The 13375-nt window shown below is 48.9% G+C and carries 12 protein-coding genes, 2 rRNA genes and 1 other RNA gene; 6 read left to right on the top strand and 9 right to left on the bottom strand.

Going from position 1 to position 13375, the window contains the following annotated elements:
* Window positions 1–27: 27 nt before the first annotated feature.
* The gene (gene hisD, locus M2133_RS04265) at window positions 28–1305 is read right to left on the bottom strand and encodes a histidinol dehydrogenase (RefSeq protein WP_277464744.1); all 1278 of its coding nucleotides are present in this window, start codon (window positions 1303–1305) and stop codon (window positions 28–30) included.
* A 4-nt stretch (window positions 1306–1309) separates the two neighbouring features.
* A complete protein-coding gene (gene hisG / locus M2133_RS04260) occupies window positions 1310–2161 on the bottom strand; it encodes an ATP phosphoribosyltransferase (RefSeq protein WP_277464743.1) in 852 nt (283 codons plus the stop codon).
* A gap of 401 nt (window positions 2162–2562) precedes the next feature.
* Between hisG and M2133_RS04255 the strand changes: the two genes are divergently transcribed.
* On the top strand, window positions 2563–2889 hold the full coding sequence (locus M2133_RS04255; protein WP_277464742.1) for a zinc ribbon domain-containing protein YjdM: 327 nt from the start codon (window positions 2563–2565) through the stop codon (window positions 2887–2889).
* A gap of 74 nt (window positions 2890–2963) precedes the next feature.
* Here the strand turns inward: M2133_RS04255 and ssrA are convergent.
* Window positions 2964–3363, bottom strand: a transfer-messenger RNA (tmRNA) gene (ssrA, locus tag M2133_RS04250).
* Between the two features lie 199 nt (window positions 3364–3562).
* On the opposite strand from ssrA, the gene M2133_RS04245 reads away from it, so the two are divergent.
* Together M2133_RS04245 and M2133_RS04240 are read left to right on the top strand one after the other, a co-directional pair.
* A complete protein-coding gene (locus M2133_RS04245; RefSeq protein WP_277464741.1) occupies window positions 3563–4681 on the top strand; it encodes a TlpA disulfide reductase family protein in 1119 nt (372 codons plus the stop codon).
* Between the two features lie 17 nt (window positions 4682–4698).
* On the top strand, window positions 4699–4893 hold the full coding sequence (locus tag M2133_RS04240) for a hypothetical protein (protein ID WP_277464740.1): 195 nt from the start codon (window positions 4699–4701) through the stop codon (window positions 4891–4893).
* Window positions 4894–4978: 85 nt separating this feature from the next.
* On the opposite strand, the gene M2133_RS04235 is transcribed toward M2133_RS04240, so the two are convergent.
* Together M2133_RS04235 and M2133_RS04230 are read right to left on the bottom strand one after the other, a co-directional pair.
* Window positions 4979–5263 (bottom strand): transcriptional regulator, encoded by a 285-nt coding sequence (locus tag M2133_RS04235; RefSeq protein WP_277464739.1) that lies wholly within the window; start codon window positions 5261–5263, stop codon window positions 4979–4981.
* Entirely contained in the window at window positions 5256–5879 is a 624-nt protein-coding gene (locus M2133_RS04230) for a hypothetical protein (RefSeq protein ID WP_277464738.1), read from the bottom strand. The genes M2133_RS04235 and M2133_RS04230 overlap by 8 nt, the downstream gene beginning before the upstream one ends.
* 348 nt (window positions 5880–6227) lie before the next feature.
* Between M2133_RS04230 and M2133_RS04225 the strand changes: the two genes are divergently transcribed.
* A complete protein-coding gene (locus M2133_RS04225; protein ID WP_277464737.1) occupies window positions 6228–6830 on the top strand; it encodes an HU family DNA-binding protein in 603 nt (200 codons plus the stop codon).
* Window positions 6831–6837: 7 nt separating this feature from the next.
* Window positions 6838–7698, top strand: a complete 861-nt coding sequence (locus M2133_RS04220) for a hypothetical protein (RefSeq protein WP_277465096.1) — start codon at window positions 6838–6840, stop codon at window positions 7696–7698.
* Between the two features lie 10 nt (window positions 7699–7708).
* Here the strand turns inward: M2133_RS04220 and lepA are convergent, their stop codons facing one another.
* Entirely contained in the window at window positions 7709–9496 is a 1788-nt protein-coding gene (lepA, locus tag M2133_RS04215) for a translation elongation factor 4 (protein WP_277464736.1), read from the bottom strand.
* 84 nt (window positions 9497–9580) lie between these two features.
* Here lepA and M2133_RS04210 point away from each other — a divergent pair, with 84 nt between their 5' ends.
* Window positions 9581–11755, top strand: coding sequence for a tetratricopeptide repeat protein (locus M2133_RS04210; RefSeq protein WP_277464735.1), 2175 nt, complete (start codon window positions 9581–9583; stop codon window positions 11753–11755).
* 59 nt (window positions 11756–11814) lie between these two features.
* Here M2133_RS04210 and M2133_RS04205 read toward each other — a convergent pair whose 3' ends face one another.
* The 3 genes from M2133_RS04205 to M2133_RS04195 form a co-directional block, all read right to left on the bottom strand.
* Window positions 11815–12654 carry an alpha/beta hydrolase gene (locus M2133_RS04205; protein ID WP_277464734.1) on the bottom strand — a complete coding sequence of 280 codons (840 nt, stop codon included), beginning with the start codon at window positions 12652–12654 and terminating at the stop codon, window positions 11815–11817.
* 318 nt (window positions 12655–12972) lie between these two features.
* Window positions 12973–13084 (bottom strand): 5S ribosomal RNA (gene rrf / locus M2133_RS04200).
* Window positions 13085–13277: 193 nt separating this feature from the next.
* A 23S ribosomal RNA gene (locus M2133_RS04195) occupies window positions 13278–13375 on the bottom strand; the annotation flags it as partial.

Raw genomic sequence — 13375 nt, 5'->3', positions numbered from 1 at the left:
TGTCTATTCATTCGTCATTTTTAATTCTTATTTCTTCATGCGCAGCGTCACTGCATGCCGGTGTGCCTCCAGCTCTTCATTCTCCGCCATGATGCGGATGGTTTCGCCCAATCCGAGTATCCCGGCATGGGAAATCTCCTGAAAGGTAATCTTTTTGATGAAACTATCCAAGTTTACCCCACTGTATGCCCGGGCATAACCGTTGGTTGGCAGCGTATGATTGGTGCCCGAAGCGTAGTCGCCCGCGCTTTCCGGCGTATAAGGTCCCAGGAAGACACTTCCTGCGTTCTCGATCCGGTCGGCAAGCTCCCGGTAGTCGGCTGTTTGAATAATCAAGTGCTCCGGTGCGTACGCATTGGTGAAACGAATCAGCTCTTCCCGGTCTTTCAACAGGATAATGCGGCAGTGGGCCAGTGCTTTCTCCGTAATTGCTTTGCGAGGCAGGCGATTCAATTGCTTATGGATCTCTTCGACTACCGGATCGATCAGTGATTCGGCCGTAGTCAACAAGAGAGCCTGGCTATCCGCCCCATGCTCGGCCTGGGAAAGGAAGTCGGAAGCGATAAAAGCCGGATCAGCCGTTTCATCGGCAATCACCTCCACTTCGGAAGGTCCGGCAGGCATATCGATCGCTACCTCTTTCAGACTCACCCACTGCTTGGCTGCCGTGACATACTGATTGCCCGGCCCAAAGATCTTGTACACCTTGGGAATCGACTGCGTGCCATACGCCATAGCAGCAATCGCCTGTATGCCACCGACTTTACAAACCATACTGACACCGGCTTCTTTGGCGGCAAACAGGATGGCAGGGTGTATCTTTCCTTCTTTATTGGGGGGCGAACAGAGCACAATCTCTTTACAGCCGGCGATCCGTGCGGGAACGGCAAGCATCAGGACGGTAGAGAACAAAGGGGCTGTGCCTCCGGGCACATAAAGCCCGACTTTCTCGATCGCAACGGCTTTCTGCCAGCAGACAACACCCGGACTCGTTTCGATCTTTTCGCCTTCGAACTGCTGCATGGCGTGAAATGTCTCTATATTGCTCTTCGCTGTGCGGATGGCTTGTTTCAATGCTGGGGAGATTAAGCTTTCGGCTTCGTCCAGCTCATCGGCGGAAACCAGCAAGTCCGAAAGGGCTACCTGATCGAACTTCTCTCCATACCGCTTGACCGCCACATCCCCCTCTTTGCGTACCTCATCCAATACCGTCCGGACCGTATCGAAAAGGTCTGTCACATCCAATGCCGGCCTCTTGATGAGAGAAGCCCATTGTTCTTCCGACGGGTATCTAATAATCTCCATAAATCTACACAATCATTTTCTCTATAGGGAGAACCAGAATGCCTTCCGCTCCCAACGCTTTTAACTTGCCGATAATCTCCCAGAAATGCTTCTCGGCGATCACCGACTGTACAGATATCCAGCCTTCATCGACCAAAGGGGTGATGGTCGGACTCCGCATGCCCGGCAACAACTCGATGATCTCATGCAGTCGTTCCTTAGGCGCGTTCAAAAGTACGTATTTTTTACCTTCCGCAAGCTGTATCGCTTCAAAACGGAACAATAATTCATTCAAAATGGCCTGTTTCTCTTCCGTCAGGTGGTTATTGGCAATCAGTAAAGCCTCACAAGGCAATACCACTTCGACCTCTTTCAAGCGGTTACTCACCAATGTGCTTCCCGAACTGACGATATCGAAGATCGCATCCGCCAGTCCTATACCCGGAGCGATCTCTACCGAACCACTAATCACGTGTAAGGCAGCATTCACCCCGTTCTGCTTGAGATAAGCTCTCAGGACCTCCGGATAAGAGGTCGCGATCGTCTTGCCTTCGAACCATTCCACTCCCTTGTACTCCTCATTCTTGGGAATAGCCAGAGACAAACGGCATTTACTGAAACCCAATCGACGCACCAGCCGGGCCTCCCCGCCTTTCTCCACATATTCATTCTCCCCGACGATACCGATATCAGCCACGCCGTTCGCCACCGACTGAGGAATATCATCATCGCGCAAGAATAACAACTCCACCGGGAAACCCTTGGCGGATAAAAGCAAAATGCGCTTGCCCCGGTTCAGTTTGATGCCTGCCTCTTCCAATAATAACATGGTCTCGTCGTATAAACGCCCTTTCGATTGTACTGCAATTCGTAACATATTTAATAATGTATTAGGAAGTCCCTCCACCCTCCCCGAAAGGAGGCTATTGCCGGGACTTTTGTTGTTAGTAAACAAAAAAGGCTTACCGTATACGGCAAGCCTTAATCTATTCTCTGTATATTTCACTACATACATCAGCCTACCGAACAATTGCCTGCCCAGAATGATGATGATGATGCAATGTGTTTAATTTCATTTGTCCTGTTATTTACGCCGCAAAGTTACAATAATTATTTAAACCGCAAATAATTCTGACAAAAAAGCATCAAATCGCCAAGATTCGCTTATCCAATAGGCAAGTTTGCTTCTACGCTCGGCTTTCACTATCTTTGGATTGCTTTCTTTGCTTCTACGCTCGGCTTTCACTATCTTTGTTCCCGAATCAAATAATTAAAACAATGAGCGAATTCCCAACTTGTCCGATATGCAACTCGGAAAACACGTATTTTGACGGTACCTTATATATCTGCCCCGACTGCGGATGCGAATGGAACAACGACAACTCCGCCGACAACGACCAGACGCCCAAAGACAGTAACGGCGCCGAGCTGGCCGATGGCGACAGCGTAACCGTAATCAAAGATCTGAAAGTCAAAGGCTCCTCCATGGTCATCAAACGCGGCACCAAAGTCAAAAGCATCCGCCTGACCGACAACCCCGAAGAAGTAGACTGCAAAATCGACGGCAGCAGTATCGTATTGAAGACCTGCTTCCTGAAGAAATAACGCAGGCTTCGCCCTAAAACAAACCGCATCAAAAAGGCCCCTGCCGTTCATCGAACGACAAGAGCCTTTTTCTGTTGTGGAGCTGGAGAGATTCGAACTCTCGTCCAAACGAGGAACTAATTTGCTTTCTACATGTTTATCTTCGCTTGGGTTGTCGGGAGAGAGCAAGACCGAAGCTACCTACTCTAACCTTATCCTCTAAAGTTTCACCAAAAGCCCGAGGCTTACTTTTGGCTATCTCCGATATTGCTGCACCACCTGATCGGAACGCTTCGGAGCCACAGCATCCGGGTGATGTCACGTTCCAGCACCTTGTGCCGGAATTAAGCTACGATCTACTATACTTCGATCAAGCAGCGTAAGCGTAATTGTTTTCGCCAGTTGAGATTCTGTCAGCTGAGATTAAAGTGCAAACCAACCACGCACTACATGCTTACAAACCACTTCTACCCGCTGTCAAAACCGGTCAGCCCCAGGTTTCTTGGGCGAGTGATGAAGAACGCTTTCTTCATCTTTCTCTTTTGAGAGGGCAAAGATAGCGATTTTTATGCGTTTATGCAAGGAAAGCGGCCTTTATGCGCTGGGTTGTTAAATCTTTTTAAGTCTATTCGCGCGGCACTACACGGGATTACTTCTATCTTCGCAACATATTTAAATGCTAAATGATAAAATTATGAAAAAGTTAATTACACTTGCCACGGTTTGTGTCATGTTCTTATCTGCTTGTAGTGAGAAAGGCTATAAAATTGAAGGGACGGTATCGAATGCTGACCTGAATGGGAAGTATGTGTATCTGTATGCGTATGGGAATGCAGCTGCAAGCCCTATGGATAGCGCGTTGGTCGAAAACAGTAAGTTTATTTTGAAAGGCCTGCAGGAAACGCCCCAACTCAGCACGCTTCGCTTCGCCAATGATGCGATAGAAGCGAAGCGGGTCGGTGCAGGAGAGAATGCCCCCTACTCCGTTGTTTTTGTTTTGGAAAACGCACCGCTCAAAGCCGAACTGAGCGAAGTACCGGTATTGACAGGAACGCCTGAGAATGATGCGTTTGCCGGTCTGCAGAAAGAATTGAAAGCGTTCAGGGCCGACTCCGAGCAACTGATTGCCGATATGCGTTCGGAAGATGCGGAGAAAGTGGCTCAGGCCGAAAAACGTTACCAAGAGATGGACGAAGCGGCAACGGCTGCCGTCAAACAATACATCGCGGATCACCCCGACCGGCAGACGGCCGCGAAGTTATTGTACGACTTCCGCCACAGCCTGGACGAGAACGAACGAAGAGACATCATCGCCCGTGCCGGGGAGACCTTCAAAGCGACGCCGGGTATCGATAAGATCATCGATCACCTGAATGTGTTGGAAAAGGTTGCCGTGGGTAAGAAGTTCACCGACTTTGAGATGGCCGATCCCGACGGGAAGATGCATAAACTGTCCGATTTTGTGGGGAATGGCAAGGTGGTATTGATCGACTTCTGGGCTTCCTGGTGTCCTCCCTGCCGTGCGGATATGCCTCACCTGGTGGAGCTTTACGCCGAGTACAAGAAGAAAAACTTCGAGATCGTCGGTATCTCTCTCGACCGTACGGCGGATGCCTGGAAGAAAGGTATTCAGGATTTGAATATGACCTGGCCGCAACTGTCGGACGTGAAGTTCTGGCAATGCGAAGGCGCTGCATTATATGGCGTGAACAGCATTCCGCATACTGTCTTGGTAGATAAAGACGGAACGATCATCGCCAAGAATCTGCGCGGCGAGGCATTGGATGCCAAGCTCGCTGAAATCTTAAAATAAAATCAGATAAAATGGGAATGAGCCGAAGAAAAACATTTATCACAGTGATCATTACACTGATTGCTCTCATCGCTATTGCATCCGTCGTGTCTTATTTCGTGATCGCGCCGGAAAAGCCCTGGAAGGCCTTTTTTGTGGCTTGTTGCGGAGGTGTTTTAGTGGTCAACCTGTTGCTTTCGCTCTTCCTGGTGATGAAAAACTTTAAGAAGTAGAAATGCAAATGATGAATTATGAATGATGAATTATGAGAACTGAGTTGCCTCTTCTTTCTCATAATTCATAATTCATAATTCATAATTACTTTTTTATATAGTCCTGTAATGCTTTCACATACTGCTCGAAAGCATCGATTCCGCGGGGCGTGATCTTCAAGACGGTACGCGGTCGTTTCCCATCAATAAACTTATGGATTTCAATGTATCCCGCCTCATTCAATTTCTCCATGTGCGTGCTCAGGTTGCCTGCCGTCGCTCCGGTCTTTTCTTTGAGGTAGACGAAGTCGGCTTCTTCCACTGAGATCAGTAAAGAGACGATAGCCAGTCGCAATTGCGAGTGCAAGAGCGGATCCAGATCCTTAAACATTTTGTTTCGCTTTTCGATTCAACTGATGTCCCGGCAGAATAAACCCACCGACGACGCACAAGGCAAAGATAAGGTATTGTCCGCTATCTTCACCCGTCAGATAGAAATAAAACAGACACGCCAGCGCCCCGATCCAAAAGACCGCCGCGCCCCAATAAAAGGGTTTGTAGCGACAGGCTACGGCCGTTATAAACTGTGCAAAGCCCGTCAACGTCAAGATCGCCGGGGTGATCAGCAGCAGCAGATTCCAATCGTTCAATACCAGGGAGAATCCGGACAACAACAGGAACATAATTCCCATAGCCCACATAAACGCTCGCCATACCCCTCCTGTTATCGCATCGATATGCGTACGTACCGCCGCCTGCCGGTCGTCCTTCCGCCCTTTGTAGAAAGAGTAAAAGATCACCGGAGCCATCAACGCCCAACTCCAATGCGCCAGGTAAGAAGGGTTCAACAGATGCAATAGAATCGCATCCAAAACCGAGGTGATCACCAGTCCATAACCAATCAACAGGTAACTGAACGCATCTTCCTGCCGCAGATTGTTCTTCGCCTGCGCAATCATCTCGCTGATCAACCGCAGGCTCTCTTCTTCATTCCATTTCTTTTCCATACTGTTTCTTTTTTAATGTATTATCAATCGTTTTCTTTGAGCTCGGAGCAAAGATAATTAAGTTTGTAATGCAAACCAAATTAAAACGCAGACTATTTTGCGCTAATCGCAATCTTTTTTTTATCCAATCCGGGAAAAAATGCAATTTCTTCACCCAGTATTTGGTATATATGCGTTAATATCTTATCTTTAGGCAACGAAAAAAGGCTTTACGACCCCGGTGACAAAGGTTTACGACCGGGGTGGTAAACGTTTACCACCGGGGTCGTAAACCTTTATCACCCCGGTCGTAAAGAAAAATCAGGGGCAAAAAGCAAAAACAATTAACTATAAAACCCCAAAAAGACCATGAGTGCACAATACAAGATTCAGGAAGATCCTCCAAAGACTCCTAATCAGACGGCTCCCTCCTATCATGCCCGGTTCATCCCGGGAAATACGGTGCGTATCGATCAGCTATGCCAGGAGATCTCGGATATGTCATCGTTTACCCCCGGCGATGTGCGGGGAATTATCCAGGCCTTGACCGACCGGATCGTGTTTCATCTGGAATACGGCGACGATCTGGATATCGAAGGGTTGGGACATTTCACGGCTTCGCTCCATTGCGATCAGCCTCAAAACGGCATACGATTTAGCGCGGCTCATGTGAAATTCAAGACCGTCAAGTTTCGCTGCTGTAAGCTACTGAAAGAAAGATTGCAGTCTATGCGATTCAAGCCAGTACCCAAAGAAGAAAGATATAGCGGCATAGCGGTTGAGAAACGGAAAGAGAACATCCTCAATCACCTGAGGAACAAGAGCGTTATTCAGTCGTCGACCTGCATGGCGATCAACAGTTGCTCACGTTATATGGCTATTCAGGACCTGAAAGCCTTGATCGCGGAAGGCAAGATCGTTCAGATCGGCAATAAAAAGTCAGCGATGTATCGACAAGAGACAACCCCATAAACAGATGATGAAACAACGACAGCCTATATCCCGCAATCCCCTATTTTGGGCCCTGTTCTTCCTGTTATTTTTTGCTTCGCAACGACTGATGGCGCAGGAAGACAGTACGCGCACGCTGCGCGACAGTACACAGTTGAAGCTGATCGGTGGGTTCGACGAGATGATAAAGCCGCTTCCCGAAGATTCGTATCCGTTGCGGCTCAACCCTCCCCGGCCAGTCGACAGGAGCCGGATGCCTACTTATTCCTTCAGCAATGAATTGCATCTGCCCTATCATGTCGACCGCAATCCATTGTTTCGGGGCGATTTCAGCACCAGTGGCATCCTGTGGCAGTCGCGCCATGGGGCGATTTACGGTACAGGCGGGCAGGAAACCGTTCCGGGCATTGGGCGTTTCAACGAGGCCTCGGTGGGCTACAGTCATATCTTCAACGATCGGTTCGCCCTGCAGGTGGGAGTTGACGCGATGAAGATCAACCGGATCAATTTCGTGGGTGAGACTTTCGGTACCTCGGGAAGACTGTCTTATCAGGCTACCGACCGTTTGGGATTCAATGTCTTTGGTACATATAATATAGGGAATACGTACGGAATGAGTACCGACCGCTACGGCGCCTCGGTATCCCTCGTGATGTCCGACCGCTTTCGTATGGAAGTCGGCGCCCAGCGTGTCTACAACGCCATGACGGGCCGTTGGGAAACAATCCCCGTGGCTATTCCGACGTACCGCTTCGACAACGGCTTCGAACTGGGATTGGATGTTGGCGCCATCATCTACGAAATACTACGCAACACCTCCATCGGCAATGGCCAGCGCCGCGAAGGTCCCACCATCGCACCGCCACGTTTGGAGATGCCGATGCGATAGGTGTACTTATTTAGTCTAATTTCAATACGGCAAGGAACGCCTTCTGCGGCACTTCGACCGTACCGATCTGTTTCATGCGTTTCTTTCCTTCTTTCTGTTTCTCCAACAATTTGCGCTTACGGGAGATATCCCCTCCGTAACACTTGGCGGTCACATCCTTACGCACGGCTTTGATCGTTTCGCGCGCGATGATCTTCGAACCGATAGCGGCCTGGATGGCGATATCGAACTGCTGGCGCGGGATCAATTCTTTCAGCTTTTCACACATCCGACGGCCGAAGGTGACACTATTGTCAAAGTGTGTCAGGGTCGACAAGGCGTCGACCGGTTCCCCGTTCAAGAGGATATCCAGTTTAACCAATTTACTCGGACGGAAGTCGTGGAGATGATAATCAAACGATGCGTATCCTTTGGAGATACTCTTCAACTTATCGTAGAAGTCGATCACGATCTCACCCAAAGGCATATCGTAATGGATCTCGACGCGATCGCCTGAAATATATTCCTGTTTCAGGAGTATGCCACGTTTACCAAGACAAAGTGTCATGATCGGGCCGATATAGTTGGTAGTCGTTATGACAGAGGCACGGATATACGGTTCGTCGATATGTTCGATCTGCGTAGGATCGGGCAAACCGCTCGGGTTGTGCACTTCCATGCAATTGCCTTTCTTATCATATACCTTATAAGAAACGTTCGGCACCGTGGTGATCACATCCATATTAAACTCCCGATCCAGACGCTCCTGTATGATCTCCATGTGCAAAAGACCGAGGAATCCGCAACGGAAACCAAAGCCCAGTGCCGCAGAACTCTCAGGCTGAAACGTCAACGAAGCATCGTTCAACTGCAGCTTCTCCAGCGAAGCACGCAGATTCTCAAAGTCTTCGCTATCGATCGGATAAACACCGGCAAACACCATCGGCTTCACTTCTTCGAAGCCGGCAATGGCCTGGGTAGCGCCGTTCTTTACGTGGGTGATGGTATCCCCCACCTTGACTTCACTCGAAGTCTTGATTCCGGAGATGATATAACCCACATCCCCGGTACGCACTTCCTTGCGTGCCACCATATCGAGCTTCAAGATACCGACTTCATCGGCATCGTACTCCTTACCGGTATTGATAAACTTCACGCGATCGCCTTTGCGGATCACACCGTTCACCACCTTGAAGTAAGCAATGATACCCCGGAAAGAATTGAACACCGAGTCGAAGATCAAGCACTGCAACGGGGCATCGGGATCGCCTTTCGGTGCCGGAACCCGGTTGACCACCGCATCCAATATGTCGAAAACCCCTTCGCCCGTCTTGCCACTGGCACGAAGGATCTCACTGGGATCGATGCCTAAAAGCTCAACGATCTGGTCTTCCACCTCGTCGGGCATCGCATTGGGGAGGTCTATCTTATTAATGACCGGAATAATCTCCAGGTCGTTCTCTATAGCCATATACAGGTTGGAGATCGTCTGGGCCTGAATACCTTGTGCCGCATCGACAATCAAAAGGGCGCCTTCGCAAGCGGCGATCGAACGGGATACTTCGTAAGAGAAGTCCACATGTCCCGGCGTATCAATCAGATTCAGCGTATACGATTCACCATCCTTGACGTAGGTCATCTCAATCGCATGGCTTTTAATCGTAATGCCACGCTCACGCTCCAGATCCATGTCGTCCAAAACCTGGGCTTGCATGTCTTTTCCTTCTACTGTTTTGGTGTATTCCAGCAAACGGTCGGCCAATGTGCTCTTACCGTGATCAATATGGGCAATGATACAAAAATTGCGAATATTCTTCATCTGCTATTTCTTTTTAGGTGTGCAAAGATAAAGAAATTAGGCTGAATTGTATACTTTTGGCATATCATTTGTTACAGAGAGAGTATGACAATACAAGAAATAAACAAAGCCTATAGCCGTATTATCGGCGCATTGGACGGCAAAGAACTGCGCAACGCGTTTGCCTTTCTACAAGGACTGATTGCCTCCACCCGGGAATACCAATTCCAGGACTCCCTGAATAAACTACAGGAAACTTACCAGTATATGCTGCGCTACCGGACGGAAGGCGCCAAAGATCCGATGCAGGAACAGATCTATCAGCACCTGTTGACGTCGACCTACGAACTGGCCGACCAGGTGAAACACAAGACCCTGTTCGCCGAATCACCACTCGCCTACTATAATCGCCGACGCAGTATCGCCGCGACTCCGGAAAACATGGAGTACGATGAGATACACCAGAAGCTGATCAAGGCATCGGAAAATAGTCGGTTGGAGTTCTTCTACGAGACCGGCTTGAAACTATTGTTCCATAAGATATGGGTAGCCGATAGTTTTCTTTCCCACGACAAACAAGCCATCAAAGACATACTCAATGACGACAACCTGCCCGATAGCACGGGAAGCCTGGTGGTGAGCGCCCTCTTTCTGGCACTGCAGGACTCGTTCGACAAAGAGAAGATGGATCTGCTGTTCGACGCCGCCCAATCGCCACAAGACGAGATCCGGGTCAGGGCTTTGGTCTGTATCCTGCTCACGCTCTATACCTACCGCAAAAGAATCCACCTTTATCCGCAAGTAAAGAATCGCCTCGAAGCACTCGCCGAAGGCAATCCGGGCTTCAGCGCAGCGATACAAACCATCACCCTGCGCTTTATCCTGGCCAGGGAAACGGAAAAGATCACCCGCAAACTGCAGGAAGAGATCATTCCCGAGATGATGAAGCTCACGCCAAAGATCGGACGGAAGATCAATCTCAAAGATTTCTCCGCCGAACAGATGGGCGACGATATGAATCCCGAATGGGAAATGATTATCAGTGAACATAGCGAGTTGGGAAAGAAAATGCAAGAGTTTGGCGAACTGCAACAAGAGGGGGCCGATGTGATGCACTCTACCTTCGTGCACCTGAAGAACTTCCCGTTCTTCCGCGAACTAAGCAACTGGTTCCTGCCGTTCATCACCAATCATACCGCGCTGGCGATGCCGGGAGAAGACAAAGGTGTCAATATCATTCTCGATACCTTGTCGATCGCTACCTTTATGTGTAGCTCCGATAAGTACTCTCTCTATTTCAGTATGCTGCAACTGCCCGACGCCCAACGGCAAATGATGCTCGGCCAATTCGATAGCCAGGCAACCGGCATGGTGGAGCAAGCCAAAGAGGAACTGATGACCCGGAAAGGGAAGATAGAAACTATTGCCGGGCAATACATTCAAGACCTTTACCGGTTTTACAAGCTTCATCCGTCGCGCCGGGATTTCGACGACATCTTTACCTGGGCATTGGACTTTCATAATCTGCCAATCTTGCAACCCTATATCTCCGATCCGGAAAGCCTGCGCACGATCGCGGAGTATTATCTGCGTAAAGGCTATTATGCGGATGCACTCGTGCTCTTCAGCCGCTTGAGTGAAGAAGACCAGGAGAGTGATATCCTCTTCCAAAAGATGGGGTATTGCCGGCAGATGCAGGGAGAGATAGACCTGGCTCTACAGGCTTACCTGCGGGCCGATCTACTCAATCCGGACAGCAAATGGGTGATCCGCCGCATCGGTGCCTGCTACCGCAGCCTCAAGCAACCGGCACAGGCACTCCCTTATTATCAACGTTGCGAAGCCTTATTGCCGGACGATCTGACGATACAAATGAGTATCGGGCATTGTTTGTTGGAAATGAAAGAATACGACGAAGCATTGAAATATTACTTCAAAGTGGATTATCTGGATCATAAGAGTAACAAAGCCTGGCGACCGATCGCCTGGTGCTCGTTCCTCACCGGACGCTACGACCAGGCGCGTAAGTATTACAAAAAGATCACCGAAGCCCATCCTGTCACACAAGACTATCTCAATGCCGGGCATACGGAATGGGCACTGCAACATATCAAAGGGGCATTAGGCTTCTATCAGCAAGCTGTAGAGATGGAGTCGGGCGACTACCAGAAGTTCCTCGAGCAATTCAATCAGGACATCCCCGACCTCTTAACCGCCGGTATCGAAGAGAATGAAATCCCTCTGATGCTCGATCAATTGCAGTATCAATTAGGGGAATGAAGAATGAGGAATGAAGAATGAAGAATATTGGTTAGTACCATCCTTACATTCTTCATTCCTCATTCTTCATTCTTCATTTTTATGTGTTTCTTCAGAATATGAAACGCCGGCGCCGCCATCGCTCCATGGTCGTAGCCGTCTAACTCATAAAGGTAGGTTTCTTTATGTCCGGCGACTTTCATCATGCGCCAGAAGTAGGCATTCTCTTCATAACGACCCAGCATCTCCAGTTCCCGGTCGCCGGAAACAATAATCAAAGGAGGCGCATCCGCCCGGACATAGTATAAAGGGGCAAACTCATCGATGCTCGGTTGATAGTCTTTCATCCCTTTGGCCTGGCGATAGGCAAAATGACTGATCGCATGGCCACTGAACGGGATAAGCGCGGCAATCCGGTCGGCATCCACATCATATTTCGCCAGCCATTTCTTATCCAGTCCGATCATACCCGTCAGATAACCACCTGCCGAATGTCCGGACACAAAGATCTGATCCGTACTTCCGCCATACTTCCCAATCTCCCGGAAAGTCCACGCCACCGCTGCTGCCGCATCATCAATGCAATCCGACAACTCCGCCTTGGGCAATAACCGGTAATTCACCGCCACCACAGCCAAGCCGGCATCCTTCAATTCCTGCGGAATAAACTTACTGCCTCCCGACAAGCCCCCGCCATGAAACCAAACCACCGTAGCAAAGCCCTTTTGCCCCACCGGATAATACACATCCACCTTACAGCGCTCCTGCGCATACACATCCCCCGCAGCACGATAAGCCACATCCGTCAGCACCACATACGGTTCTTCCCCATCTGTGAGCACCGCATACGAACCCTCCCCTTCTGCCAGCAACACCGACACATGAAAAAGAAAGAAAAGAAAAACAACAGCTCTCTTCATATCATCTTAATCTTATTTTGTGGCAAATATAATCATAAGAACTCATAGGAACTCATAAGCCTCGTAGGAATTCATAAGATCTCATCCCTTAATCCTATTATAGCACACAGATAACGCAGATAAAGCACAGATGACCGCAGATTATTATTGTTTACAACTTTATCTGCGGTCATCTGTGCTTTAGTCTGCGTCATCTGCGTGCCCTATCCCCTAGCCCTCCTAGGATTCCTATGAATTCCTATGAATTCCTATGAGTTCCTATGAATTCCTAAAAACAAAAAGAGCCTGTCCCCTCTCGGAAACAAGCTCTCTTACTTAAAACGGCAGCTACCTACTCTCCCACCTTGTGAGCAGTACCATCGGCGTGGTGAGGCTTAACTTCTCTGTTCGGAATGGGAAGAGGTGGATCCCTCACGCTATAACTACCTTAATGTCTTCGCTTCGCTCGACATTTAATTGACAATTGATAATTGATAATTGACAATGAATACCTGTCGGCGATGCATATATAACATCTTGGACTTCAATAAAGTATTAGTTTCACTCCTTCTATCAGCTCTGTACTATTAATTGTCAATTAGCAATTGTCAATTGGCAATTAGCCGAAAAGTATGCTAATACTTGAGGCAGAAAGTCACGGGCAATTAGTAACGCTCAGCTACGCACATTACTGCACTTACACTTGCGTCCTATCAACGTCGTAGTCTACAACGACCCTTAA

The sequence above is a fragment of the Parabacteroides sp. PF5-6 genome, from assembly GCF_029504695.1.
Taxonomy (GTDB): Bacteria; Bacteroidota; Bacteroidia; order Bacteroidales; family Tannerellaceae; genus QVMG01.
Note: the sequence above shows the minus strand (reverse complement) of the source record. Positions and strands in the feature narration are given on the sequence as shown.

Excerpts from the sequence above, each read along its gene's own strand:
- hisD (WP_277464744.1), bottom strand. The coding sequence starts at position 1,305 with ATGGAGATTATTAGATACCCGTCGGAAGAACAATGGGCTTCTCTCATC.
- hisG (WP_277464743.1), bottom strand. The coding sequence starts at position 2,161 with ATGTTACGAATTGCAGTACAATCGAAAGGGCGTTTATACGACGAGACC.
- M2133_RS04255 (WP_277464742.1), top strand. The coding sequence starts at position 2,563 with ATGAGCGAATTCCCAACTTGTCCGATATGCAACTCGGAAAACACGTAT.
- M2133_RS04245 (WP_277464741.1), top strand. The coding sequence starts at position 3,563 with ATGAAAAAGTTAATTACACTTGCCACGGTTTGTGTCATGTTCTTATCT.
- M2133_RS04240 (WP_277464740.1), top strand. The coding sequence starts at position 4,699 with ATGAGCCGAAGAAAAACATTTATCACAGTGATCATTACACTGATTGCT.
- M2133_RS04235 (WP_277464739.1), bottom strand. The coding sequence starts at position 5,263 with ATGTTTAAGGATCTGGATCCGCTCTTGCACTCGCAATTGCGACTGGCT.
- M2133_RS04230 (WP_277464738.1), bottom strand. The coding sequence starts at position 5,879 with ATGGAAAAGAAATGGAATGAAGAAGAGAGCCTGCGGTTGATCAGCGAG.
- M2133_RS04225 (WP_277464737.1), top strand. The coding sequence starts at position 6,228 with ATGAGTGCACAATACAAGATTCAGGAAGATCCTCCAAAGACTCCTAAT.
- M2133_RS04220 (WP_277465096.1), top strand. The coding sequence starts at position 6,838 with ATGAAACAACGACAGCCTATATCCCGCAATCCCCTATTTTGGGCCCTG.
- lepA (WP_277464736.1), bottom strand. The coding sequence starts at position 9,496 with ATGAAGAATATTCGCAATTTTTGTATCATTGCCCATATTGATCACGGT.
- M2133_RS04210 (WP_277464735.1), top strand. The coding sequence starts at position 9,581 with ATGACAATACAAGAAATAAACAAAGCCTATAGCCGTATTATCGGCGCA.
- M2133_RS04205 (WP_277464734.1), bottom strand. The coding sequence starts at position 12,654 with ATGAAGAGAGCTGTTGTTTTTCTTTTCTTTCTTTTTCATGTGTCGGTG.